This is a genomic window from Nocardioides sp. CCNWLW239 (assembly GCF_037137035.1).
Classification (GTDB): domain Bacteria; phylum Actinomycetota; class Actinomycetes; order Propionibacteriales; family Nocardioidaceae; genus Nocardioides.
In genome coordinates this window covers 54,449-76,391 of record NZ_JBBBNW010000002.1, presented here as the reverse complement: position 1 = coordinate 76,391, position 21,943 = coordinate 54,449, and the positions used below count along the sequence as shown (strand labels likewise).

27 protein-coding genes and 1 tRNA gene are annotated in these 21,943 nt (G+C 66.9%); 19 read left to right on the top strand and 9 right to left on the bottom strand.

Annotated features, from left to right (window positions below; genetic code table 11):
- Positions 1-31: 31 nt before the first annotated feature.
- The 6 genes from WBG06_RS06385 (at position 32) to WBG06_RS06360 (ending at position 6,201) form a co-directional block, all read left to right on the top strand.
- Positions 32-811 carry an SIS domain-containing protein gene (locus WBG06_RS06385; protein ID WP_336735721.1) on the top strand — a complete coding sequence of 260 codons (780 nt, stop codon included), beginning with the start codon at positions 32-34 and terminating at the stop codon, positions 809-811.
- A gap of 50 nt (positions 812-861) precedes the next feature.
- On the top strand, positions 862-2,274 hold the full coding sequence (ngcE, locus tag WBG06_RS06380; RefSeq protein ID WP_336735720.1) for an N-acetylglucosamine/diacetylchitobiose ABC transporter substrate-binding protein: 1,413 nt from the start codon (positions 862-864) through the stop codon (positions 2,272-2,274).
- 25 nt (positions 2,275-2,299) lie between these two features.
- A complete protein-coding gene (locus tag WBG06_RS06375) occupies positions 2,300-3,322 on the top strand; it encodes a carbohydrate ABC transporter permease (RefSeq protein WP_336735719.1) in 1,023 nt (340 codons plus the stop codon).
- A complete protein-coding gene (locus WBG06_RS06370; RefSeq protein ID WP_336735718.1) occupies positions 3,319-4,209 on the top strand; it encodes a carbohydrate ABC transporter permease in 891 nt (296 codons plus the stop codon). The genes WBG06_RS06375 and WBG06_RS06370 overlap by 4 nt, the downstream gene beginning before the upstream one ends.
- 124 nt (positions 4,210-4,333) lie before the next feature.
- A complete protein-coding gene (locus tag WBG06_RS06365) occupies positions 4,334-5,512 on the top strand; it encodes an acyl-CoA dehydrogenase family protein (protein WP_336735717.1) in 1,179 nt (392 codons plus the stop codon).
- An 80-nt stretch (positions 5,513-5,592) separates the two neighbouring features.
- A complete protein-coding gene (locus tag WBG06_RS06360; protein WP_336735716.1) occupies positions 5,593-6,201 on the top strand; it encodes a GtrA family protein in 609 nt (202 codons plus the stop codon).
- Here the strand turns inward: WBG06_RS06360 and WBG06_RS06355 are convergent.
- Positions 6,158-6,757 (bottom strand): Maf family protein, encoded by a 600-nt coding sequence (locus WBG06_RS06355; RefSeq protein WP_336735715.1) that lies wholly within the window; start codon positions 6,755-6,757, stop codon positions 6,158-6,160. The two genes, WBG06_RS06360 and WBG06_RS06355, sit on opposite strands and share 44 nt — an antisense overlap.
- Before the next feature lie 93 nt (positions 6,758-6,850).
- On the opposite strand from WBG06_RS06355, the gene WBG06_RS06350 reads away from it, so the two are divergent.
- The 3 genes from WBG06_RS06350 to WBG06_RS06340 all read left to right on the top strand — a co-directional run bounded on the left by WBG06_RS06350 (position 6,851) and on the right by WBG06_RS06340 (position 7,929).
- Complete coding sequence (locus WBG06_RS06350; RefSeq protein ID WP_336735713.1) at positions 6,851-7,285, top strand: DUF805 domain-containing protein; 435 nt, start codon at positions 6,851-6,853, stop codon at positions 7,283-7,285.
- A gap of 50 nt (positions 7,286-7,335) precedes the next feature.
- Positions 7,336-7,417: transfer RNA gene (locus WBG06_RS06345), tRNA-Leu, on the top strand.
- A gap of 110 nt (positions 7,418-7,527) precedes the next feature.
- Positions 7,528-7,929, top strand: coding sequence for a hypothetical protein (locus tag WBG06_RS06340; RefSeq protein WP_336735712.1), 402 nt, complete (start codon positions 7,528-7,530; stop codon positions 7,927-7,929).
- Between the two features lie 2 nt (positions 7,930-7,931).
- Here WBG06_RS06340 and bcp read toward each other — a convergent pair whose 3' ends face one another.
- Positions 7,932-8,402, bottom strand: coding sequence for a thioredoxin-dependent thiol peroxidase (gene bcp / locus WBG06_RS06335; protein WP_336735711.1), 471 nt, complete (start codon positions 8,400-8,402; stop codon positions 7,932-7,934).
- An 81-nt stretch (positions 8,403-8,483) separates the two neighbouring features.
- On the opposite strand from bcp, the gene WBG06_RS06330 reads away from it, so the two are divergent.
- Positions 8,484-8,741 (top strand): DUF3618 domain-containing protein, encoded by a 258-nt coding sequence (locus tag WBG06_RS06330; RefSeq protein ID WP_336735710.1) that lies wholly within the window; start codon positions 8,484-8,486, stop codon positions 8,739-8,741.
- 28 nt (positions 8,742-8,769) lie between these two features.
- A complete protein-coding gene (locus tag WBG06_RS06325; RefSeq protein ID WP_442945410.1) occupies positions 8,770-9,096 on the top strand; it encodes a GroES family chaperonin in 327 nt (108 codons plus the stop codon).
- Here WBG06_RS06325 and WBG06_RS06320 read toward each other — a convergent pair.
- From WBG06_RS06320 to WBG06_RS06305, 4 genes are all read right to left on the bottom strand, one after another.
- Positions 9,093-9,698 (bottom strand): class F sortase, encoded by a 606-nt coding sequence (locus WBG06_RS06320; protein WP_336735708.1) that lies wholly within the window; start codon positions 9,696-9,698, stop codon positions 9,093-9,095. The genes WBG06_RS06325 and WBG06_RS06320 overlap by 4 nt on opposite strands.
- Entirely contained in the window at positions 9,691-10,932 is a 1,242-nt protein-coding gene (locus tag WBG06_RS06315; protein WP_336735707.1) for a hypothetical protein, read from the bottom strand. Before WBG06_RS06315 ends, WBG06_RS06320 begins: the two co-directional genes overlap by 8 nt.
- A gap of 103 nt (positions 10,933-11,035) precedes the next feature.
- The gene (locus tag WBG06_RS06310; protein WP_336735706.1) at positions 11,036-11,887 is read right to left on the bottom strand and encodes a GmrSD restriction endonuclease domain-containing protein; all 852 of its coding nucleotides are present in this window, start codon (positions 11,885-11,887) and stop codon (positions 11,036-11,038) included.
- A gap of 220 nt (positions 11,888-12,107) precedes the next feature.
- Positions 12,108-13,433, bottom strand: coding sequence for a hypothetical protein (locus tag WBG06_RS06305; RefSeq protein ID WP_336735705.1), 1,326 nt, complete (start codon positions 13,431-13,433; stop codon positions 12,108-12,110).
- A gap of 435 nt (positions 13,434-13,868) precedes the next feature.
- On the opposite strand from WBG06_RS06305, the gene WBG06_RS06300 reads away from it, so the two are divergent.
- Both WBG06_RS06300 and WBG06_RS06295 read left to right on the top strand, forming a co-directional pair.
- A complete protein-coding gene (locus WBG06_RS06300; RefSeq protein ID WP_336735704.1) occupies positions 13,869-14,540 on the top strand; it encodes a biliverdin-producing heme oxygenase in 672 nt (223 codons plus the stop codon).
- A 14-nt stretch (positions 14,541-14,554) separates the two neighbouring features.
- Positions 14,555-15,124: a TetR/AcrR family transcriptional regulator gene (locus tag WBG06_RS06295; RefSeq protein ID WP_336735703.1), complete on the top strand. Its 570-nt coding sequence runs from the start codon at positions 14,555-14,557 to the stop codon at positions 15,122-15,124.
- A gap of 249 nt (positions 15,125-15,373) precedes the next feature.
- Here the strand turns inward: WBG06_RS06295 and WBG06_RS06290 are convergent, their stop codons facing one another.
- From WBG06_RS06290 to WBG06_RS06280, 3 genes are all read right to left on the bottom strand, one after another.
- On the bottom strand, positions 15,374-16,564 hold the full coding sequence (locus WBG06_RS06290) for an MFS transporter (RefSeq protein ID WP_336735702.1): 1,191 nt from the start codon (positions 16,562-16,564) through the stop codon (positions 15,374-15,376).
- Positions 16,565-17,072: 508 nt separating this feature from the next.
- A complete protein-coding gene (locus WBG06_RS06285) occupies positions 17,073-17,228 on the bottom strand; it encodes a hypothetical protein (protein ID WP_336735701.1) in 156 nt (51 codons plus the stop codon).
- A 337-nt stretch (positions 17,229-17,565) separates the two neighbouring features.
- Positions 17,566-18,411: a hypothetical protein gene (locus tag WBG06_RS06280; protein WP_336735700.1), complete on the bottom strand. Its 846-nt coding sequence runs from the start codon at positions 18,409-18,411 to the stop codon at positions 17,566-17,568.
- Positions 18,412-18,621: 210 nt separating this feature from the next.
- On the opposite strand from WBG06_RS06280, the gene WBG06_RS06275 reads away from it, so the two are divergent.
- The 6 genes from WBG06_RS06275 (at position 18,622) to WBG06_RS06250 (ending at position 21,930) form a co-directional block, all read left to right on the top strand.
- Positions 18,622-19,461, top strand: coding sequence for a helix-turn-helix domain-containing protein (locus tag WBG06_RS06275; RefSeq protein WP_336735699.1), 840 nt, complete (start codon positions 18,622-18,624; stop codon positions 19,459-19,461).
- Between the two features lie 10 nt (positions 19,462-19,471).
- A complete protein-coding gene (locus WBG06_RS06270; protein WP_336735698.1) occupies positions 19,472-19,687 on the top strand; it encodes a DUF397 domain-containing protein in 216 nt (71 codons plus the stop codon).
- Positions 19,684-20,907, top strand: coding sequence for an MFS transporter (locus WBG06_RS06265; RefSeq protein ID WP_336735697.1), 1,224 nt, complete (start codon positions 19,684-19,686; stop codon positions 20,905-20,907). Before WBG06_RS06270 ends, WBG06_RS06265 begins: the two co-directional genes overlap by 4 nt.
- A 113-nt stretch (positions 20,908-21,020) precedes the next feature.
- Positions 21,021-21,491 carry a plasmid replication, integration and excision activator gene (locus WBG06_RS06260; protein WP_336735696.1) on the top strand — a complete coding sequence of 157 codons (471 nt, stop codon included), beginning with the start codon at positions 21,021-21,023 and terminating at the stop codon, positions 21,489-21,491.
- Complete coding sequence (locus WBG06_RS06255; RefSeq protein ID WP_336735695.1) at positions 21,488-21,757, top strand: hypothetical protein; 270 nt, start codon at positions 21,488-21,490, stop codon at positions 21,755-21,757. Before WBG06_RS06260 ends, WBG06_RS06255 begins: the two co-directional genes overlap by 4 nt.
- Positions 21,754-21,930: a hypothetical protein gene (locus WBG06_RS06250; protein ID WP_336735694.1), complete on the top strand. Its 177-nt coding sequence runs from the start codon at positions 21,754-21,756 to the stop codon at positions 21,928-21,930. Before WBG06_RS06255 ends, WBG06_RS06250 begins: the two co-directional genes overlap by 4 nt.
- Positions 21,931-21,943: the final 13 nt, after the last annotated feature.

Sequence of the window (21,943 nt, the reverse complement as noted above, 5' to 3'; positions counted from 1 at the left end):
GCGGCCCGAGTTTGCAAAGTGGGTGGACTAATTGATCAGTGACGTGTTCGGAGCCTTCGACGAGCAGGTTCGCACACGCCTGTCCGAGCTGCAGGCCATTGCGCAGTCCGGTGGCCTCGACGAGGCGATCGAGCTGATGGTCCACAGCATCCGCAACGGCGGTGTCCTGCAGGCATTCGGCACCGGTCACTCGCAGGCGTTCGCGATGGAGGTCGCCGGTCGTGCCGGTGGCCTGATCCCCACCCACGCCATCGCGCTGCGTGACACCGTCCTCATCGGGGAGCGTCCGGCCAGCGATCTCGCGGGCGGCCTCCTCGAGCGCGACACGAACATCGCGAACGAGCTCTGGGAGCTCCACGAGTTCCACCCCGAGGACGTCTTCCTGATCGCGTCCAACTCAGGTGTCAACGGCTCGATCGTCGGCATCGCGCTGCGTGCGAAGGAGGAAGGCCACAAGGTGATCGCGGTGACCAGCCTCGAGCACACCAACGCGGTCACCCCCAAGCACCCGAGCGGAAAGCGCCTGGCCGACATCGCCGACGTGGTGATCGACAACCTGGCTCCGTTCGGCGACGCGACGGTGCCCGTCGGTGCCGTGGGCCCTGAGGGCGACGCGGGTGTGATGGGTGGAGCCGTCTCCTCCATCACCGCGGCCTACATCGCTCAGCTCCTGACGATCGGCGCCGCCGCCACGCTTCAGGCCGCAGGCGAGACCCCGCCCCTGTATCTCTCCGCCAATATCCCGGGTGGCGATGAGCACAACGATGCGTTGAAGGCTCGCTACGGCGAGCGCATCGGAAGCATGGCCTGAAAACCGTAAGAAGAAGTAACGAGGAATCCCACCCGAAAGAAGGCAGCACGATGTCCCAGCAGCTTCACGGCCGGCTCGATCGCCGGACCCTCCTGCGCGGCAGCCTCGCCGGCGCGGCGCTCCTGTCGTTCTCCGGAGCGCTCGCCGCCTGTGGCGCGCCCGGTAGCGACTCCGACAGCTCCGGCGGTGGCACCAAGTCCGACTCCAACCCGTTCGGCATGGCCAAGGACGGCACCGTCGACGTGGTGATCTTCGACGGTGGCTACGGCTACGACTACGTCGAGTTCGCCGCCGGCGTGGTCGGCAAGGAGTTCGCCGACGCCGACCTCAAGGTGAGCGCGACCACCAAGATCGCCACCGAGCTCCAGCCGCGGTTCGTCGGCGGCACGCCGCCGGACCTGATCGACAACTCCGGCGCCGACCTGATCGGCTTCAACACGATCGCCGACCAGCTGGAGGAGCTCGACGACGTCTTCGAGGCCGACAGCTACGAGGGCGTCAAGATCGCCGACACCCTCTACCCCAACGTCAAGGCACCGGGCACCTACAGCGACCGGTTCGTGGCGATCAACTACGTCATGACCCTCTACGGCGTGTGGTACTCCGCCTCGCTCTTCGCGGAGAACGGCTGGACCGCGCCGAAGACCTGGGACGAGGCGCTCGAGCTCGGCGCCCAGGCCAAGGCCAAGAAGAAGTACCTCTGGGTCTGGGGCAAGGAGGCGGCGACCTACTACCGCACCCTGGTGATCGACTCGGCGGCGAAGGAGGGCGGCGACGAGGTGCGCCTCGCGCTGGAGAACCTCGAGAAGGGCGCCTGGTCGCACCCGGTCATCCAGGGAATCCTGGAGAAGCTCGGCGAGATGGTGAAGCAGGACATGTTCGTCCCCGGCGGCGCCGGCACCCAGTTCACCGCTGCGCAGGCCAAGTGGTCCAACGACCAGCAGGCGCTCCTCTACCCGAGCGGTGGCTGGATCGAGAACGAGATGAAGGACGCCACCAAGGAGGGCTTCGAGATGACCGGCATCCCGGAGTTCGTGCTCAGCGACAGCCCGGCGCTGCCGTACGAGACGATCCGCGCGGCGGCCGGCGAGTCGTTCATCGTTCCCAGCAAGGCGAAGAACCCGGCCGGCGGCAAGGAGATCCTCCGCGCCATGCTGTCCAAGGAGGCCGCCACCAACTTCTCCAAGACGAAGCTGGCGCCGACCATCGTCAAGGGCACCGTCCCGGCCGACGGCTTCGGCTCCGCGGCGCTGAAGTCGCAGAGCGCGATGCTCGACGCCGCCGGCGAGAACACGTTCAACTACCAGTTCTACGACTACTACGGCACCAACGCCGACGAGCTCGTGGTCTGGAACTCGTTCCTCTCCGGTGACCTGGACGTCAAGGGTCTGACGAAGGCCGTCCAGGGCATCTTCGACAAGGTCGCCGACGACTCCTCGATCGAGAAGCTCAAGATCACCTGATCCCTCTCACAGATCGCGAACCACCATGTCTGCATCAGTCACTGATGCGACGACGGCGGGCGGGCTCCCCGAGGAGAACCCCTGGGGAGCCCCACCGCGCCGTCGCCGCTCCAAGCTCACCCTCGACAGGGCCGTGTTCATGGCCGTCTTCCTCGGCCTCCCTGTCGCGGTCTTCGTCATCTTCGTCGTCATCCCGATCGCCCAGGCCCTCTTCTACTCGCTGACCGACTGGACGGGGTTCTCCCCGGTCATGAACGTCATCGGGCTGGACAACTACACCAAGCTGCTCCAGGACGAGACCTTCCTCAAGGCGCTGCGCAACAACCTGCTGCTCACGCTCGTGGTGCCGCTGGTGACGCTGGTCGCGGCGCTGGCGATCGCGGTCGTCGTGACCACGGCCGGACCCAGCACGGGTCAGGTACGCGGCCTCAACGGCTCCGGCTTCTACCGGGTCGTCTCGTTCTTCCCCTACGCCGTCCCGGCCATCGTCATCGGCCTGCTCTGGGCGCAGGTCTACGACCCCGCCGCGGGCCTGTTCAACGGTGTCCTCACCGGCATCGGCCTCGACGGTTTCGAGAACTACGCCTGGCTCGGGGAGGTGCGTGCGGCCATGCCGGCCTCGATGTTCGTGATGATCTGGGCGAGCATCGGCTTCTACACCGTGCTCTTCGTGGCCGCGATCAAGGGCATCCCTGCGGAGATCTACGAGGCCGCCCGCATCGACGGCGCCGGCCGGTTCCGCACGGCGATCTCCATCACGCTCCCGTCGATCCGTGACAACGTCCAGACCGCCTACATCTACCTCGGGATCCTCACCCTCGATGCGTACGTCTTCATGGCAGCGCTCAACCCGGGCGGCGGACCCGCGAACTCGACGCTGACGATGAGCCAGCACCTGATGAACACCGCCTTCAAGAAGGGCCAGTTCGGCTACGCCACCTCGATGGGGGTCGTGCTCGCCCTGGTCACGCTGCTCTTCGCGGCGCTGATCTTCGCGATCTTCTACTTCGCCGGTGGACGGGACAAGAAGGCAGAGGTGGCCCGATGAGTGCTGTGACTCTCGACGAACAGGTCGCTCCGGCGCGCACCGACGGCGGTCGACGTACGCCGGGTGACGCCCTGGTCGCGGGCACCTCGCACACGTTGCTGATCCTGTGGTCGGTCATCGTGATCGTGCCGTTCTGCTGGGTGCTGCTCTCCTCGTTCAAGACGTCGAAGGAGATCCTGTCCTCGCCGTTCTCGCTGCCCGCGGAGTGGAGCTTCGAGAACTACACGAGCGCCTGGACGAAGGCCGGCATCGGGACGTACTTCTTCAACACCGTCATCGTCGTCGGCGCCGCGCTGGTGCTGGTGATGCTGCTGGGGGCGATGTGCGCCTACGTGCTGGCGCGGTTCGAGTTCTTCGGCCGCAACTTCATCTACTACTCGATGCTCGGCGGGCTGACCTTCCCGGTCTTCCTGGTCATCGTGCCGCTGTTCTTCGTGCTCCAGGGCTTCGGGCTGCTCAACACGCTGCCCGGCCTGATCCTGACGTACGTCGCCTACGCGCTGCCGTTCACCGTCTTCTTCCTCTACGCCTTCTTCAAGACGCTGCCCGACGACGTCTACGAGGCCGCGATGATGGACGGTGCGGGAGAGTGGCGCACGTTCTTCCAGATCATGCTGCCGATGGCGGCGCCCGGGATGGCCGGCGTGGCGATCTTCAACTTCCTCGGTCTGTGGAACCAGTTCCTGCTCCCGGTGGCGCTCAACACCGACCGGAACAACTACGTGCTCACCCAGGGCATGGCGTCGTTCTCCTCGCAGGCGGGCTACAACGTCGACTTCGGCGCGCTCTTCGCCGGCGTGGTGATGACCGTGCTGCCGGTGCTGGTCGTCTACCTGATCTTCCAGCGGAGGATCGCCGGGACGGTCTCGACGGGTACGTTCCGCTGAGGCTGCGCCAGCTGTAACACGCTGTTACATGCACTATCCGGTCGTCACAAACGACCGGATAGTGCTACGAACAGCGTGTTACAGGTCTCGCGCCTGAGGTTAATAAGCGCTAACCTTGGGCGGCATGACCGCCTTTCTCCAGCCCGAGCACGAAGAGCTGCGTGCCGTCGTCCGTGACTTCGCCCAGAAGGAGATCGCGCCCCACGCCTCGCAGTGGGACCGCGACCACCACTTCCCCGTCGACGTGGTGCACAAGATGGGTGAGCTGGGCCTGTTCGGCCTGACCGCCCCCGAGGCGTACGGCGGGGGTGACGGCGACCTCGTCGCGCTCTGCGTCGCGATCGAGGAGCTCGGCCGCGTCGACCAGTCGATCGGGATCACGCTCGAGGCCGCGGTCGGCCTGGGCATCAACCCGATCCTCACCTACGGCACCGACGAGCAGAAGGAGCGGTGGCTCCCCGACCTCGTCGCGGGCAAGAAGCTGGCCGGGTTCGGTCTCACCGAGCCGGGTGCCGGCTCCGACGCCGGCGCGACCGCCACCAAGGCCGTTCTCGACGGCGACGAGTGGGTCGTCGACGGCGCCAAGCAGTTCATCACCAACTCCGGCTCCTCGATCACCTCGGTCGTCACCGTCACCGCGCGCACCGGCACCCGCGAGAACGGCAAGCCCGAGATCAGCACGATCATGATCCCCTCGGGCACGCCCGGGTTCACCGCCGAGAAGGGCTACGACAAGCTCGGCTGGCACGCCTCCGACACCCACCCGCTCTCCTTCGACGGCGCCCGGGTGCCGGCCGACCACCTTCTCGGTGAGCGCGGCCGCGGCTATGCCCAGTTCCTGGCCACCCTCGACGACGGCCGGGTCGCGATCGCCGCGCTCGCGGTCGGCTGCATCCAGGCCTGCCTCGACATGGCGCTCGAGTACGCGGGGGAGCGCCAGACCTTCGGTGGACCGATCGGGCGCAAGCAGGGCGTCGCCTTCCAGATCGCCGACCTCGAGGTCATGCTGCGCGCCTCGCGCCTGCTGACGTACGAGGCCGCGGCGATGAAGTCCGGCCTCGACTCGGGTGCTGTGACGATGAAGGAGTTCAAGCAGGCGGCTGCCGCCGCCAAGCTCTACGCCACCGAGTCGGCCGTCACCGCGACCCGGATCGCCACCCAGATCTTCGGCGGCTACGGGTTCATGGAGGAGTACCCGGTGGCCCGGTTCTACCGTGACGCGAAGATCCTGGAGATCGGTGAAGGCACCTCGGAGGTGCAGCGCATGCTGATCGCCAGAGGTCTCGGTCTGCCGGTCGAATGAGCGTGAATCTTCCGGGGGACTGAACAAACCTCGCGAAGTAATCAAGGGCCATCTCACCATTGACCGTTTACTGTGGCTCCATGGTGTTCGGGGGACAGCTGCTGGGACGGCTGCGTCGCACACGCCTCCTCGGGGAGGTGGTCCGCTTCATGATGGTCGGCGGAATCGCGACCGCAGTCGCCTTCGTGCTGTTCAACGGGCTCGTGCACGGCTTCTTCATGGGTGCGGGTCCGATGAACGGGCAGCCGATCCCGGCCTACGTCATCGCCAACACCGTCGGCATGCTGATCAGCTACGAGCTGAGCCGGCGCTGGACCTTCCGCCACCGGGTCTCCGACCATGCTGACGGCGGTTTCACCGCCTACGTCATCATCAACGCGGTCACGATGCTGCTGCCGATCGGTTGTCTCTACGTCACCCGCAGCATGCTCGACTGGGACAGCGCGATCGCCGACAATCTCTCGGCCAACGTCGTCGGGGTGCTCCTGGGGCAGATCGCCCGGTTCTTCCTGTTCCGGAAGTTCGTCTTCGGCCGGCCGATCCGCTACACGGAGGTCTACGGCAGCGTCGAGGAGGAGGCAGCCGCGCTCCGCGCCGCCTCCGACGGCGGGACGATCCTGGTGGTCCCGGACAGCGGTGAGCAGCTCACCGGTTCCACAGATCCGGCCACGCGTGACCAAGCCGTCTGAGCAGGTCACGCAGCAGCGGCAGGCTCAGCCCGACCACGTTGTGGTGGTCTCCCTCGATCCCGGTCACGAACGCTCCGCCGAGCCCGTCGATCGTGAACGCACCGGCGACGTACAGCGGCTCGCCGGTGGCCACGTACGCAGCGATCTCCTCATCGCTCACCTCGGCGAAATGCACAGTCGTGGCGGCGGTCTGCGACACCTGCCGACCCGTCGCCGTGTCTGTCAGCGCATGCCCTGAGACGAGTACGCCGCTGCGTCCCCGCATCTCCCGCCACCGCTGAGTCGCCTCCTCGGCGTCGTGCGGCTTGCCCAGGGGTTTCCCGTCCAGCTCGAGCACGCTGTCGCACCCCAGCACGAGCGCCCCGTCAGGGACCTCCGGACGCCCGGCGACCGCGTCCCGTTTGAGCTCGGCCAACCCCAGCGCGAGCTCGGTCGGAGGCAGCCCGTCGAGCTTGCTCTCGTCGACACCGGAGACGATCACGACCGGCTCCACGCCTGCGCTGCGCAGCGTCTGCAGCCGGGCGGGGGACTGGGAAGCGAGGACGAGCGTGGTCATGGCTCAACCCTAGGGGCCCCGGTCCTTTACGTGGATGCCGGTGCCGACTAGGTTTCGCACATCCAACCCCATCTCTATGAGGAGAATTCCGACGTGGCTGATTACTCGCCGCCCCCGCCCCCGCAGCAGCCGTACGGCGCTGGTCCCGTGGGTGAACTTCCGCTGAGCCAGCCGCTCCGCGGCGCGTCGCCCCGCGACGCCATCGTGCGCTTCTTCAAGAAGTACGCCACCTTCGAGGGCCGCGCCAGCCGGTCCGAGTTCTGGTGGCCTTGGCTGTTCGCCGTGGTCGTCAACATGGCGATCAACCTGATCCTCGGTGCCGACTCGACGGCCGGATCCATCATCGGCGGCATCTTCGCGCTCGCCATCCTGGTCCCGCAGCTCTCCGTCGGCGCTCGTCGCCTGCACGACACCGGCCGCTCCGGCTGGTGGCAGCTGCTCTACCTGACCTGCGTCGGCATCATCGTGCTGATCATCTTCTGGGCCCTCCCGGAGAAGGCCGAAGGCGACAAGTACAACGTCGCCTGACCGGCGGCTAACCACGAGCGGCGATCAGTCTCTAGACTGATCGCCGCTCGGCCGAAGTGGCGGAATTGGCAGACGCGCAGGATTTAGGTTCCTGTGTCTTAGGACGTGCGGGTTCAAGTCCCGCCTTCGGCACGCAGAATCCGGGTCTCACCCGGGACGTCCCAGGGTCGATCCTGATGGACTTTGGGCACCCGACCCTCAAGGATGGAAGAACAACACCCCATCCATGAAGGGATGAACCCATGTCGTTCAAGGACAACGCGTCCACCTGGCGCGATGGCGTCCAGAAGGGCGTCGAAGGCGCCAAGCCTGCTGTCGAGGACGCCAAGGTGAAGTCAGCACCTCACCTTGTCACCGGCGGCGAGAAGACCATCGAGAAGGCCGGCGAGTTCAAGGCGCAGATCGAGGCCAAGCGGGCCCAGATGGCGTCCGCGCCCGACGCCGACACTCCGCGCAACCAGGCGATCTCCGGCCTGCTCCAGGTCGGCGCTGCCGCTACCGAGGCCGCTGCCCACGCGGGCGAGTGGCTCAAGGAGACGGGCGCCAAGTGGGGCGCCGGCCCCGTGGTCGTCGAGCCTCCGAAGGAGATCCCGGGGGACGTACCTCCTCCGCCGGACTTCCAGAAGCCCGACGACCAGCAGTAGGACTACACCGCCAGGTTGAGGTCGCGGCGGAGCTTGGCGACGTGACCGGTCGCCTTGACGTTGTACTGCGCGACCTCGATCTTGCCTTCCTCGTCGACCACGAACGTCGAGCGGATCACGCCCTCGACGACCTTGCCGTAGAGCTTCTTCTCGCCGTATGCGCCATAGGCCTGGTGCACCGAGAGGTCCTCGTCGGAGGCCAAGGTGATGGTGAGCCCGTCACGCTCGCGGAACTTCGCGAGCTTGGCGGGCTTGTCCTTCGAGACGCCGACGACCTCGTAGCCGGCGGCCTTCAGTGAGTCGATCGAGTCGGTGAAGTCGCAGGCCTGCTTGGTGCAGCCCGGGGTCATCGCGGCGGGGTAGAAGTAGACGATCACCTTGCGGCCTCGGAAGCTGCTGAGCGAGACCTCCGCTCCGGTGTCGTCGGGAAGGGTGAAGTCAGGGGCCACATCGCCCGGCTCGAGACGCGTCATGTCGACAACCTACCCAAGAGATCGAGCGAACCGCAGCGGTGGAGCACGCAGTGGACGTACGCCGGTTGCTAAGGTCTGCGCATGTCCAAGGACCAGACTTCCTCGCTCGAGTCCGAGATCGAAGAGATCCGCGAACGACTCGCAGGCACCATCGATGAGCTGATCTACCGGGGCAGCCCGAAGACGATCGCCCAGCGCCAGATGGCGGCCTTCAAGGCGGTCTACGTCGACCCCGTCTCCGGTGAGCCGAAGATGGGCAACATCGCCAAGACCGTCGGCGGGGTGGTGGGCACGCTCGTGCTCATGGCGACGCTGCGTAAGATCACCAAGGTCAACTGACCATCCCCCACCGGCAAGGCAGCAGGACGTGACCGACAAGACCCCCATCAAGATGCTCCATGACCGGGTGCTGGTCGAGGTCGGGGCCGACGCCGGTGAGCGCCGCTCGTCCGGCGGCATCGTGATCCCGGCGACGGCCGCCATGGGGGCGGCCCGGCGACTCACCTGGTCGCGTGTGGTTGCCGTCGGCCCGCACGCGCGTGCGGTCGAGATCGGTGACCGGGTGCTCTTCGACGCCGACGACAAGCCCGAGGTCGAGGTCGCTGGTGAGGTCTACGTGCTGATGCGCGAGCGCGACGTGCACGCTGTCGCAGCGGAGCGGATCGCCGACGAGTCGACGGGACTCTATCTCTAGCTCTTCGGGACCTTGGGCAGCGCGTTGAAACGATGCGCGAACACGACGATGTTGCTGTCGTAGCTCGACCCGTTCCAGTCGGTGCAGGTGATGACCACCAGCCTGCCGTCGCCGTGGTCCTGCCCGAAGATGCGCTGAGCCTGCTGGGCGAGCTCCTTGCGGCTGAGCACCTCGACGGAGTCGACCTGGTGCTGGAAGGTCCCGTCCTTGGTGACGATGTCGACCTCCTGCCCCTTCTCGATGTGATCGAGCTTGTTGAGGCTGCCGCCGCCGGTGTGCACGGTGTGGCCGGTGACCACGGTCTGACCCTGCGCCGAGCCCGGCTTGGCGCTGCCGACCCACCAGCCGATCTCACGCGGGTTGCGCGGCGGGTCGAGCACCTCGCCGTCGAGCCGGATCGGGACGACCCTGGCCTTCGTCTTCAGCCCGGGCAGCTCCAGGCGCTGCGGGGCGCCGGGAGGCACCTCCACCGCGGCGCTCCCGCTCGGCCAGAGCAGCCCTGCCGCGACGAGCGCGACTGCGAGGACGACCAGTGCCGTCCACAGGCCACCCGCCGCCGCGGTGATCCGCGACGGCGAGTGGGTCTGAGGGGATTCAGCCACGGCGCAGCATGCGGACGTACGTCGCCGCGCCGGCGCCCGCGGCCGCGAGGAGCAGCAGCGTGACGAGAGCGATACGCCCGGCGCTGCCGTCGTCATAGCTCTCCATGCCGGCGGTCACCACGGTCGGGACCGAGGCCGGCGGGTTGGCTGCCTTGGGCGGCTTGTTGGCCACCGTCTTGGTGACCGGGCTGTTCGGGCCGCAGCTGCTGGTGCCGATGGTGAGGTGAGTCAGCGGGCCCCCGACGAACGACTCGGCCGCAGGCAGGATCTTCGCGTCGAGTGCGGTCACGGTGATCGCGCCGGGAGAGGTCTCCTGAGCGTTCAGGGTGATGTCGAGGAGGTTGTCCTCCAACGGCGCGAGCTGACCCTCGATCGAGGTCAGCAGCGTGTTGAGCACCTGCTTCTGCAGCTCGACGACGACGGGATCGATGGGCTGGAGCGCACCGCCGAGACCGTTGGCCAGCTGCGTGCGCAGGCCCTTGATGACGACGTCGACCACGCCGGAGAGATCGGTGACGACCTTCTGGTTCACCGCGGGGTCGACCGGGAGGTCGACGATGGTCTCGCGCTTGCCGCCGGGCAGGACCACGTAGACGGACGAGCTGGCGATGGTGCTGTCGCCTCGCGCGGTGTCGTCGTCGGCGGTGCAGTGGCTCTGCACGGCGCCGAGGTCTACGTAGAGACCAGCGCCGTCCAAGCCCTCGACCACGGGGGCGAGGAGCTGGTCCAGCGCAGTGGTGATCTGTGTCTGGAACGGCTTCAGCGCTTCCTGGACCTTGACGTCCATGCCCTGGAAGAGATCGGACTGGATCACCCGCAGGTTGCTGAAGTCGAGGCTGGCCGCGTCGAGCTTGATGTTGTCGCCGCCGCTGAGGCAGTCGCCCGAACCGGCGGCGACCAGCGTCGCGCCATCGCCGGCGACGCCGGCACATGCCGCTGAGGTGGCGTTGCGGTTGGCGACCGCGTCCTGGGCCAACGTGCCCACGTGGATCGCGTCCTGGCCTGCGAGCAGGTTGACGACTGGCTCGTTGGTGCCCTCGGAGGACTCGGTGGAGCCGTCGTTGGTGACGCGGTAAGTGCCTGAGTCGGTCGCCGCGCTGCCGGCCGGCGTGAAGCTCAGCGCAGTTGCGGACGCCTGCGACACCGTGGCGGCGCTCGCGGGTGCGGCCGACAAGGCGACCATGGCGGCCGCGGCTGCCACCGCGGTCCCTCGCGCAATGAGATGTGTGCGCACGTAAATCTCCCCTCCCTTTGACCTTCGTCACACTCAACGGACGAGTGACCCCGCACGTTACGGCCTGGGGTATGCCTTGACCTGCGGAATCCCAGTATCTGGGTCAACTGTCGCAGACAGTTCCGTCTTTGTCGCCGTCGCGATACCAGGCGTACTCCAGGTCACGACCCTTTCGGTACGGCCCGTACCCCTCCGAGACGGCCTTGGCGCAGGTGTCGAAACGCGGGTCCTCGCTGCTCGGCTCACTGCTGGGCTCGCCGCCAGCGGGCGGGTTCACCTCGGCCAGCCGCACGGTGACCTCGGGGTCGCCGCAACCGGAGGCGACGCCTTCGAGCGCGGCCTTCTCCGCACGGTCGGCGACGAGACTCCACCGGATCTTCACGGCGACCCAGTCGGCGACGTACGTGCAGTGGTAGCTCGTCGCGTCGGGCATCCAGTCCGCCGGGTCCTGGTCTGCTTTGCTGCGGTTGGTCGCGGCGGTGACGGCGATGAGGGCACGGGGATCACCGAGGTCGTTGGCGTACGCCTCCCGCTCCTCGTCGCTCCATGCGTCGGCGCCGGACTCCCAGGCCTCCTTGAGCGGGACCATGTGGTCGATGTCGAGGCCGCCGGGGCGCTTGAGGGTGACATCGTCATAGGCGGAGAACCACTCGCCCCGGGTCGCCTCGCAGCGGCCGCGCACCTTCTTCTTCGCTTCCTCGAAAAGCACCTCGTCGCGAGCGTCCTGGCAGTCGCCGTCGGCGTCGACCCAGTGGTTGAACTTCTCCCGGTCGTAACCGGAGGTGACCTCCTCGGCGACCGGCAGCCGGTCGACTGCCTCGGTCAGTGGGAGGCTGACCTCTTCACCGTGGTCGGCGCCGTATCCGGCCTGGGCGGCGGTGTCGGGCTCGGGGATCTCGGCGCAGCCGGCGCAGAGGAGTACGGCGGCGAGCAGGGTCGCCAGCGGGCGCAGCATGGGGGGACTCCAGAGAGATGGGGGAAGAGCTCTGGGGAGCATCGGGGGCGGCTCAACCTTGTCGGATCCCTCAGCGGCCGGCACGCAGGCGCGCCGCCGGGACGTCCGGGGTTCGTCGTCCCGACGAGAAGGATCCCGGACCGAGGCGTGGAGCCTCGGCCCGGGACCCCGGGTGCTGCAGGTTCTAGAACGTTCCTAGAGGTGAGTCCTGATCAGCGGATCAGGCCTGTGCGCGGCGCAGCAGGAACCACCGGGTGGCGGCAGCGGCGGCGACGAGCAGCGCGAGCGCGCCGGCGGCGAACCCGCCCTTGGCGGCCGGGGACGAGAGCAGGTTCAGCTCAGCGTTGGCCGCGGCGTTGTCGGGCTTCGCCTGGATGCTGGTGTCCGGATCGGACTTGTCGCCGGAGACCACCACGTCGACGTTCTTCTTGTCACCGCTGGCCGCGGCCTTCTCCTCGGAGACGGTGAGGCCGTTGGTGCCGCAGGTGCTGGTGCCGATGGCGACGTCGGCAGCGGTCGGGGCGCCGACCTTCTTCACGGCGTCGAGGACCTTGATGTCCAGGGCGGACACCTCGAGCGACTTCGCGGTCCCGGCCTGCTTGTTCAGAGTCTGCTTGTTCAGGGTGAGCTTGACCAGATCGGTCTCGAGACCCTTGAGAAGCACGGCGAGCTGCTCCTTGATGTGCTCGATGAGGTCGACGCGGATGGAGACGTCCAGGACGCCCGGCGCGATCTTGCTCTTCAGGCCCGACTGGAGCAGCGTGTCGACGCGACCGAGAACGGCGTCGGTGACCGGGGAGAGGTCGGGGACGACGGTGGTGTTCTTCTTCGGGTTGGTCGGCAGGTCGGCTACCTTGATGTCGCCCTTGCCGGGGACGTTCACGGTGACGGCGGCGTTCTTGAGCTGGGTCTTGCCGTCGAACGTGGTGCCCTGCGCCATGCAGGTGCTCTCCGCGGCGTCGAGGTCGACGCCGACCGAGAGGCCACCGACCTTCGTGAGCACGCCGGAGACGATGGCCTGGACCAGGTCGTTGACCGGTCCGAGCTTCACGTGGACCGACTTGCTCTGGTCGGTGAGCAGGTAGTCGGTGGTCGCGCCCAGCTTCTGGAGGTCGAGCTCGGCGAGGTTCACCGTGACGGCCTCGCCAGGCTTGACGCAGCTGGAGCCGTCGCCGATCGCGACCAGGGTCGCGCCCTTGCCGGCGAGGGCCGAGCAGGCGCCGGAGTAGGCAGTGCCCTTCCGGAGGGCAGCTGCCGCGTCCTGGGCGAAGACGCCGACCGAGAGCAGCTTCTGGTCGCTCTTGAGCAGCGGCAGGGCCGGCTTGTTGGTGCCGGAGTTGACGGTCTTCTTGCCGTTGTAGGTGGCGGTGTAGCGACCGGTGTCCACCTTGACCTTGTCGGACACGTTGACGGTCAGCGCGACCGAGGATGCCTTGGCCTGGGGCTTCTCCGCCGACGCAGTCGCCGGGGCCGCGGTCACGGTGAGACCGATCATCGCGGTCGCCGCAACAAGGGCGGCTCCGCGGACCGAGAATGGGGAGCGCAAGTGACTTCTCCAATGGTGTTGATATCTGTCGATGACAGGGCACGACGAGTAGAAGTCAGCCTCTGCAGCCCCCCGGTTGCTGTGACTCGCCGTGACGAAGCGGGGAGTCTAGCCACGTCGATTCGCCCTCGCCTAGCACCGACTTCATGCCCGAGGTCACACAATCGGCCCGTAACTTCGCCGGTAACAGGTCGTGTCCGACGTCGATCTCCGCGCGAAAATGGCGAAGGTCCCCGACGACGTCCTGGCTATGGGTCTGACGTGTGAAACCTGTGCCCGGATTGTGTCCACGGCGCCTGTTGGCAAAAACTCGGCCTCAATCGTGATGTCGTGGTTAGGTTGACCTAACTTCAGGGTTGAACGCTTCCTGACAACGTGTCAGTATCCTGGCTTGGAACAACGCCCGCCTGCTGCCGACCTCACTGGAGCGCCCCCATGTCTGCCCTTCTCGTCGACGAGACCTCCGGCGGTCCGCTCTCCGCGCTGATGCGCGAGGGGTCGCGGGTCCAGCACACCGCAGCCGAGAGCTCGTCCTTCATGGAGGAGCTGCTGGCCGGGCGGGTCAACGAGCAGGGTTACGCCGACTATCTGCTGCGCCTGCGCAGGGTCTATCTCGCGCTCGAGACCGTGGGTCATGACCTGGCTGCCACGGACCCCGTCGCCGCCGCCGTCCACGACGTGGCCCTGGACCGTCTGGCCGCGATCGACGCCGACCTGGACGTGTGGGCGCCGGACGTCGACGGCGATGCCGTGGAGTCGGCGGCCGCCGATGCGTACGTCGCTCGGATCGAGGCCACCCGAGCCTGGGGCGGCCTCTACGCCGCCCACCACTACACCCGCTACCTCGGGGATCTCTCCGGCGGCCAGGCGATCGGCCGGCTGCTCGAGCGATACTTCGACCTCGAGGGCGAGGGGGTGGCGTTCTACGAGTTCACCGAGATCCCCAAGCCGAAGCCCTACAAGGACGGCTACCGCGCCCGCCTCGACGCGCTGGACCTCGATCTCGCGGAGAAGACCCGTATCGTCGAGGAGGTCCAGGTCGCCTTCGGTCTCAACCAGGCCCTCTTCGAGGAGCTCGGAGCTCGCCTCGACCTCTATCGCCGTTGATCTGAGAGTCCCTCGTGCCCCGTATCGCTGCCGAGAACGTCGCCGAGCACCGCAGGCTGGTCCGCGAGCGGATCTACGCGGCGTTCGCGGAGCTGATGGCCGAAGGCAGCTATGACGCCATCACCATGTCGAGGCTCGCGCAGCGCGCCGACATCGGCCGCACCGCGATCTACCACCACTTCAAGGACCGCGACGCGGTGATGGTCGCGTTCGCGACCCACGAGACCGCTGCCTACGTGGCGTCCCTGCGGGCCCAGCTCGCTGCGAGCGACCAGCCGGCGGAGCGGCTGCGGATCTACGTACGGAACCATCTCGCCCGGGGCGAGAAGTTCCACATGGGCTTCGGGCCTCAGGTATACGGCGCGCTCCCCGAGGAGTCCCGCCGGGAGATCCGGGAGCACGTCGTCGCTGTCGAGCAGGTCCTCGCCGAGATCCTCGAACAGGGCGCCGACCAGGGAGTTTTCGTCGTCACCGACATCGATGCCACCCTGGCTCTGGTCCACTCCGCCCTCGGCACCCGCCATCTCCCCGCCGAACGGATCGAGGAGTTCGTGCTGAGGGGCGTCGGGGTGTCGGTGGGCTGAAGGCGTCGGCCTTCCGCGCGAAAGATTTCGCCGTCGGGTGCATACCTGGCTCCTGGTGGTTACCGTGGTGCGCACCGATGGGACAAAGTCAGGGTGACTTCGGGACATGATCTTCCGGGCCTACGGGGCGGACGAGCGTGCAGGATGACACCACGAATGTGTGCTATCGGTGCCGCGGCCTCGAGCATCGACTCGGGGTCGCGGTCTAGTCTGCGGCGCCCAGCACCCAGCGCCGACAGGCCGGCGGGGCTATCCCCGGCGTAGGAGCATGGTGAGCGTCGCGGCGACCCCGATGGCGGCTGCGGCGATCGCGGCCGTACTCAGCCAGCCGAACCATTCCACCGTCGCGGCCCCGGCGGCAGTCCCCAGGCTGCCGCCCACGAAGTAGACCAGCATGTACGCACTGTTGAAGCGCGCCGGTGCCGACGGGTCGATCGCCAGGACGGTGCTCTGGTTGGCCACCTGTGCCGCGAACAGCCCGGCATCGAAGATCGCCAGGCAGATCAGCGCCACGGCCACGTTCTCGAGACTGAAGCCCAACGTGACCGCGGCCGAACCTGCCAGGGCAAGACCGACAAGGATCACCGGGCGGGCGCCGACACGGTCCGTGGCGTGCCCGGCGGCCTGGGTGGCAAGGATGCCCGAGAGGCCGGCCAGCGAGTACAAGCCGATGCGCTCAGCCGAGAATGAGAAGGGCGGCTCCGAGAGCGCGACCGCGATCCCTGCCCACACGACGCAGAACGCGAAGAACCACAGTGAGCCGCACACGGATGCGAGGCGAAGCGCCGGGTGACGTACGAACAGGCCAGGCAGCGATCGCAACGTGGCGAGATAACCCCGCTCCGCCGTCCCGCGCGTGGACGGGAGAGCCAGCAGACAGCACACTGCGACCACGCCGCAGGCGGCCGCGAATGTCAGCAGCATCTCGCGCCAGCCGATCTCGTCCGCAAGCCATCCGCCCACCGTCCGGCCGGCAAGCACCCCGGCTGAGATCCCGGCGGTCACCAACCCCAGCGCCGCCCCTCGCTGCTGAGGAGGCGCCAAGCGGCCGGTGACGGAGCTCAGACTGGCGCCGACCGCTGAGCACGCTCCGACCAGGCCGACCGCTGCCCCCAGCAGCATCGCGCCGGGTACGACCGCGCTCGCCCCCAGCGCACACGCGAGCACCCCGAACTGAACGGCCAGCACCCGTGCCGGGCTGAACCGGTCGACGAGCGGCACGAGCAGTCCCAGCCCGATCAGGTAGCCGACCGGTCCGAACGCGAGGGCGATCCCGATCGCCGGGATCTGCGTGTCCAACGACCTCGCAACATCCGCGATCGCGGGTTGCATCGGGTAGATGGTCGAGGTTCCGAGAGCAGCAGCAACCGACATGAACAGGACGGCGGGGGCACTCAGCGCGGTACGGGTGGGAGTCAGGGAAGCGGTATCTGTGGACACCTGATCGACCGTAGGGAAGCGCGGATCGCGCTGCTGGCGGGAATGCGACCTCACCGATTCCTCGGCTCGGCGCCGAAAGCAGCCGAAATGCAAGAAACTCCCGACCGTTTGTGCTGGTCGGGAGCCTTGTTTGGTACGCCATGTAGGACTTGAACCTACAACCCGCTGATAAATCCGAGTCGCCGTGTACGAGCAGACGTTGAGCGGGGGAGCGAGTATGAGTTGGTCCGGTTCTTTGTGGTTGATCGTGGGGTGCTGCGGGGCACTCCTTACGCAATTCCTTACGCATTTCGTCCCTGCCCGTGCGCTGGTCTGCATCGCGGGGGCGGAGCGCAACCCTGTCCGGCATCTGGCCCCCTTGGCGGGGGTCTGGGGGCTTGCCCCCACGCTGCCCAACACCATCAAACATAGAGGCGTCGCGGGGAGTGTCCCTTCCGGCAGCAGCGCCTACCTCCCCCTCGTCATCGGCCGAGGTCCTGGAGCGGGCTGGTTCGTGTTGACGACGACGCTAGGACTTCCGCTGTTTGCGCCGTTCGATGAACTTGCGTCCGTTGTCGCGGAGACGGTCGTAGCGGGTGCCGACGTACAGGAGGGCGAACCCGAGGGCGACGACGCCGGCCAGGCCGAGGGGGTCGGACATGAGGTCGACGAGTGGGTTGTACATGACCGAGGAGGTTAGCGGTCGGTAGGGCTCGAGACGGCGGGTATGGCTGATCCGGCATCGCGAGCTGGGTCGTCTGGAGAGTGAGCGCTTGGTCTACGGACTGGGCGCTCTTCTTCATTTGCGCGGCGCGTAGGGGGACCGGCCGCCAGGCCGCACGCCCCCGGAGGCCGCGCTCGCGGCCGGAGGCCGCCTTGAGCCAGTAGAGAAAGTTCTCACGGGACTCCCGCTCGACAGGTGTGCTCCGTCGATAGATGTGCGACACGCGTCCATCAGCTGATCTGCGACGCCTAGATCGCTCTCAAAGCGGCAGTTGAGGGTGCACAGGGCGTGCCCGAGTTCAGCCGCTTCCCTTCGCCCGGAATAGCTCTGGAGCTCGTGGCCTCGCGGGCAACCAGTTGATCCGGTCAAGCGCCGCCAGATCCCGCAGAACCACAACCGATTCGTCTAGGCGGTGCCACTCATCAGGCCCGTACGCCTCGCCAGCGAGCAGCGGAACCAGCTGGCCATCGACCGTGAGGAACACCTCGGCAACCACGGCGTCTGTGCCTGGGTCATCCATGACCGTCGTATCCAGAGTGACAGTCACTGATTCGATGAGGCCGGTCGGTAGGTCGGCGCGCTCGTGAATCCTGAAATAGGCGGGGTCGTAGTCAGACAAGACCCCCTTCGATGCTTGAGCAATATGCAGCCCAAAGTACGCGTCGTCTTGGTAAACACCGACCTCTGCTTCACCGACGTCGAGGGCCAATGCCAGCCATGCAAACGGCACAGCGGCCGCCGCCTCCTCGGCATACAAGTCAGCGGTACCGTCGGCTCGTTCGGACAGGGGCCATTCAGGGCCCGACCATCGCGACACCCGGCGCCCCGAAAGCGAGAGGAAGGCGGCGACGTTAGTCGGGAGCCAATCAGTCCCGTCGTCCAGCACGACGCCCTCGAGCAGATCGAGGACCGCAGCCTTGACGAAGCGCTCGATGAGACTGACCGGAACCGGCTCAAAGGAGCTGGCGCTGACCGTCGGAACCTCGCCGGAGTCCTCTCTGAACACTTCGAAGACCTGCCCCCGTCCTTGAGTCGGGGCGACGTCAGCCAACTCCCAACCGAGTCCGTCCCGCGCAGCGACGTCACTGAAGATCGTGACGTCGAAGAACCTGCCTTCCGCTATCCACTCTCCGGTTCCGGGCACACACTGATCCTCTCGCAGTGCGAGCGGAACCGCGCTCAATTCGGCAGGAGAGTGCAGTTGGTGTGGCACATCAACTGACGGACGAATGGCGCACATCTCTTGACGGGACACACGGTTCGGCATAGCACGCGAACCGATCGGCGCGCGGGCTGTCGCGGATCGCTCCTGAGGGTCTACGCTCGTTATGCAGGAATGAATGAAGGAGTGAGGGTGACAGACGCAGCGCTCGTACGGATCGGCGGCGAACTCCGCCGTTATCGCGAGGACGCCGGGCTCTCGGGCTCTGCGGTGGCACGCGAGCTCGGGTGGTCTCAGCCGAAGGTGTCCAGGGTGGAGACTGGTCGCTTTGCCGCCTCGCTCGAAGAGATCGCGACGATGCTCGACTACTACGGTGCTCCTGAAGAGGTCAGGGCGGAACTTCTAGCGACCGTGGCGCGACGGGAAGGACTGGCCGGGGCCTGGGTAGTGCGTGCTGGAGGGGCTCGCCGTCGTCACGGTGAGCTGCGCGCCATCGAGCAACGCGTCACCCGACTACGCCAGCACCAAGGCCTGATGGTCCCTGGCCTCCTTCAGACCCGAAGGTATGCGCGCGGTGTGGCCGATGCCCTCGGTCTCGCTGACAGTGACGCCATCGCGACGCGTCGTGTTGCTCGTCAAGATGCGTTCATCTCCGAGGGATCAGCACGCTACGAAGTGGTGCTTGATGCCCGCGCACTGATGCGTTGGCCGGGTGAGCCCGCCGTCATGGCGGAGCAACTGCAGCACCTGTCCGCCGTTGACCCTGAACGGGTGGACCTGAGGATTCTCCCGCCTGGCGGCGAGGCGGCAGCGTTCGCCGTTGCCGGGTTTCTCATCTACGACTTCACCGATGACAGGCCGTCGGTGGTGATGCTCGAATCGTTGACGGCGGACACGTACCTCTCTGATGAGGTCGACGTGTCGGCGTACGCCTCAACCTTCGAGCGGTTGCAGAAAGACGCCCTCGATGTCGAGGCGTCTCGGCAGTATCTGGAGACCACGCTTCGCAACCTGCGAGGCACAAAGGGATGAGGAGTGCTCGATGAATGACAAGTGGCAGAACGCGCGTTGGCGGAAGAGCACCGGCAGCGACTCGGGCGCGTGCGTCGAGGTGGCCGAGGTCGACGGCATCGTCGGCGTACGCGACACCAAGGCGAACGGCGCTGGCCCTGTCCTGGAGTTCAATCGCAAGGAGTGGGAGGCGTTCTTGCTGGGCGTCGGAAACGGTGAGTTCACGATGGAGGCACTGAGCAAGTGAGCGCACCAGTGGAGGTCAGACAGCCAGGAACCAGCCCGCGCGGGCTACGGCGTCTGCTGGCCTCCACTGGCGTCTCCATGATCGGGCAGGGGGCAGCGACGGCGGCCGTGCCACTGCTCGCCGCCTCTCTCACTCGGGACCCCCTTCTCGTGTCGCTCGTCGCGGCGGCGTCATACGCTGCATGGCTCGTCGTCGGTCTCCCGGCCGGCGCTCTGGTCGATCGGTGGCCACGGCGGCAGACGATGATCATCGCGGACCTGGTGCGCGTGGTTCTCCTGGCGCTCGTCGCGGTGGGTGTCCTCGTAGAATGGCTCCCGATCTGGGGCCTGATTGCCGTTGTCTTCACGATCGCGTGCGCCAGCTGCTTCTTCGATCCGGCCGCACAGGCCGCGATCCCGGTTCTCGCGACCCGTGAGCCTGCGGCACTTGCCAAGGCCAACGGGCATCTCTGGACGCTCGATATCTTCGGTCGCTCGCTGGTTGGTCCGCCACTGGGTGCGGCGCTCTTTGCATCGGCTGCGGTGCTTCCCTTCGCTCTGAACTCGGTGACGTTCCTCGTCTCCGCGCTCCTGTTGGTCGGCCTCTCGGGGCTCGGCCGCGCTGAACATCCTGATGGAGCCCAACCGGTCCATCACGCGGTGCGAGACGGCGTTCTCTACCTCGTGCGGCACCCGGGCCTGCGCTTGCTCACATTCGGAATAGGGACGTACAACTTCGGCTACAACATCGCCTTCGCAATCCTGGTGCTCTTTGCCCAAGACACTCTCGGCCTTCATGACCAAGGCTTCGGAATCTTGCTCGCGATGCTCGCGGTTGGCGGCGCGGTGGGTGGCTGGCTCGGACCCCGTGTGCATCGGGTCCTGTCGGCAGCCTCGACGTACTCGCTCGCCCTCGCGCTGCAAGGCATCGCCTGGCTGGTGATCGTCACCGCGCAGAACGTGTATGCATCGGGCGCTGCCCTGGTCGTTGTCGGCCTGGCGTCAACGGTAGTCAGCGTGGTCGGCGGGACGGCTCGTCAGACCCTGACCCCCGATCATCTGCTCGGTCGGATCACGGCAGGTACGCGAGTTGTGGGTGTCGGAGTTGCCGCACTTGGCGCGGTGGTCGGGGGAGCAGTGGCATCCGCTGTGAGCCTCGATGCCGCCCTCTTCCTGGCTTGCGCGGTCCTCGTAGCTGGTGCCGTGGCGTTCCTTCCCGCGGCACTCGCCCGCCGCGTCTGAGTCCCCTTCGAGCAAGTTCGGCGGAGCCGCTTGAGCTCATGCTATTCACTCGTGCATAGTCTTTGTTATGCAGTAGTGAATAGGTCGCTACGCAGAACCAAGGAGAACGAACAATGGCGATGAAGCAGCGTTTCGCAGTCCAGCACGGCGACGTGTTCCCGCAGGGAGCGTTCCTCAAGGGCGAGGTCGAGCCGGTCCTCGACTTCCAGGCCGGTAAGCGGGCCGATGGTTCGATGCCCCAGCAGACCGACAAGGAGACCGGCCTCCCGATCTGGCAGGTCATGGTCCTCGATGCTGACGACACGGCGGGGAAGAAGGACACCGCGATCACGGTCAAGTTCCTGGCCAAGCACCAGCCGGTGCCGCCGGCCAACGACACCCCGTTCCCGTGGACCCCTGTCGAGTTCGTCGGGCTCACCGCGCTTCCGTACGTGGAGTACACGAACGGCAAGAACCGTGAGGGTCAGGACCGGACCCGGATCACCTGGTCCTACCGCGCTGAGTCGATGGTGAAGCCCGGCGAGAACCCCGCTCGTAAGCCTGCTGCCGGTGGTGCTGCTGCTAGCTCGAAGGCGGCTGCGTGATGGAGGCCCCGGCGCTCCAGCGGGTCAAGGACGAGGCCGAGATGTGGGTCGACCTGATGACCTCGGAGCTGCACGCGAGGTCGGCGCAGCACAAGGTGACCAAGCGGGCTGACATGTACGTCCGGCTGGCTGGTCTTCCGGTCGAACGGGTCCTCGACGCGTTGAAGATCGACGCCGAGACCTGGGCCGCTCGTCTGGTCGACCTGGAGGCCTGGCACGACGAGAACCGACAGGCATACGACGAGACCCGAAGCGTCGCGTCGTGAGTCTCTATCTGGTGTGGATCGGCGATGGGTCCGACCCTGCGCACTTCGCCGGGCTCAACGCCGATCTCACCCTGTGCGGACAACCCAACGCCGGGTCTGCCTGGACGTGGGATTACCCCGACCTCTCCACCCCGGTGTGCTCGATCTGTCGCGGCAAGGCGGCGGGTCTGTGAGCACACCCCACAT

Bases quoted from the DNA above. Each gene is read 5' to 3' on its own strand.
- WBG06_RS06285 (WP_336735701.1), bottom strand. From the start codon at position 17,228: ATGTACAACCCACTCGTCGACCTCATGTCCGACCCCCTCGGCCTGGCC.
- WBG06_RS06355 (WP_336735715.1), bottom strand. From the start codon at position 6,757: ATGACCACGCTCGTCCTCGCTTCCCAGTCCCCCGCCCGGCTGCAGACG.
- WBG06_RS06260 (WP_336735696.1), top strand. From the start codon at position 21,021: ATGGCGATGAAGCAGCGTTTCGCAGTCCAGCACGGCGACGTGTTCCCG.
- ngcE (WP_336735720.1), top strand. From the start codon at position 862: ATGTCCCAGCAGCTTCACGGCCGGCTCGATCGCCGGACCCTCCTGCGC.
- bcp (WP_336735711.1), bottom strand. From the start codon at position 8,402: ATGACGCGTCTCGAGCCGGGCGATGTGGCCCCTGACTTCACCCTTCCC.
- WBG06_RS06370 (WP_336735718.1), top strand. From the start codon at position 3,319: ATGAGTGCTGTGACTCTCGACGAACAGGTCGCTCCGGCGCGCACCGAC.
- WBG06_RS06360 (WP_336735716.1), top strand. From the start codon at position 5,593: ATGGTGTTCGGGGGACAGCTGCTGGGACGGCTGCGTCGCACACGCCTC.
- WBG06_RS06330 (WP_336735710.1), top strand. From the start codon at position 8,484: ATGTCCAAGGACCAGACTTCCTCGCTCGAGTCCGAGATCGAAGAGATC.
- WBG06_RS06270 (WP_336735698.1), top strand. From the start codon at position 19,472: ATGAATGACAAGTGGCAGAACGCGCGTTGGCGGAAGAGCACCGGCAGC.
- WBG06_RS06375 (WP_336735719.1), top strand. From the start codon at position 2,300: ATGTCTGCATCAGTCACTGATGCGACGACGGCGGGCGGGCTCCCCGAG.
- WBG06_RS06300 (WP_336735704.1), top strand. From the start codon at position 13,869: ATGTCTGCCCTTCTCGTCGACGAGACCTCCGGCGGTCCGCTCTCCGCG.
- WBG06_RS06340 (WP_336735712.1), top strand. From the start codon at position 7,528: ATGTCGTTCAAGGACAACGCGTCCACCTGGCGCGATGGCGTCCAGAAG.
- WBG06_RS06310 (WP_336735706.1), bottom strand. From the start codon at position 11,887: ATGCTGCGCCCGCTGGCGACCCTGCTCGCCGCCGTACTCCTCTGCGCC.
- WBG06_RS06365 (WP_336735717.1), top strand. From the start codon at position 4,334: ATGACCGCCTTTCTCCAGCCCGAGCACGAAGAGCTGCGTGCCGTCGTC.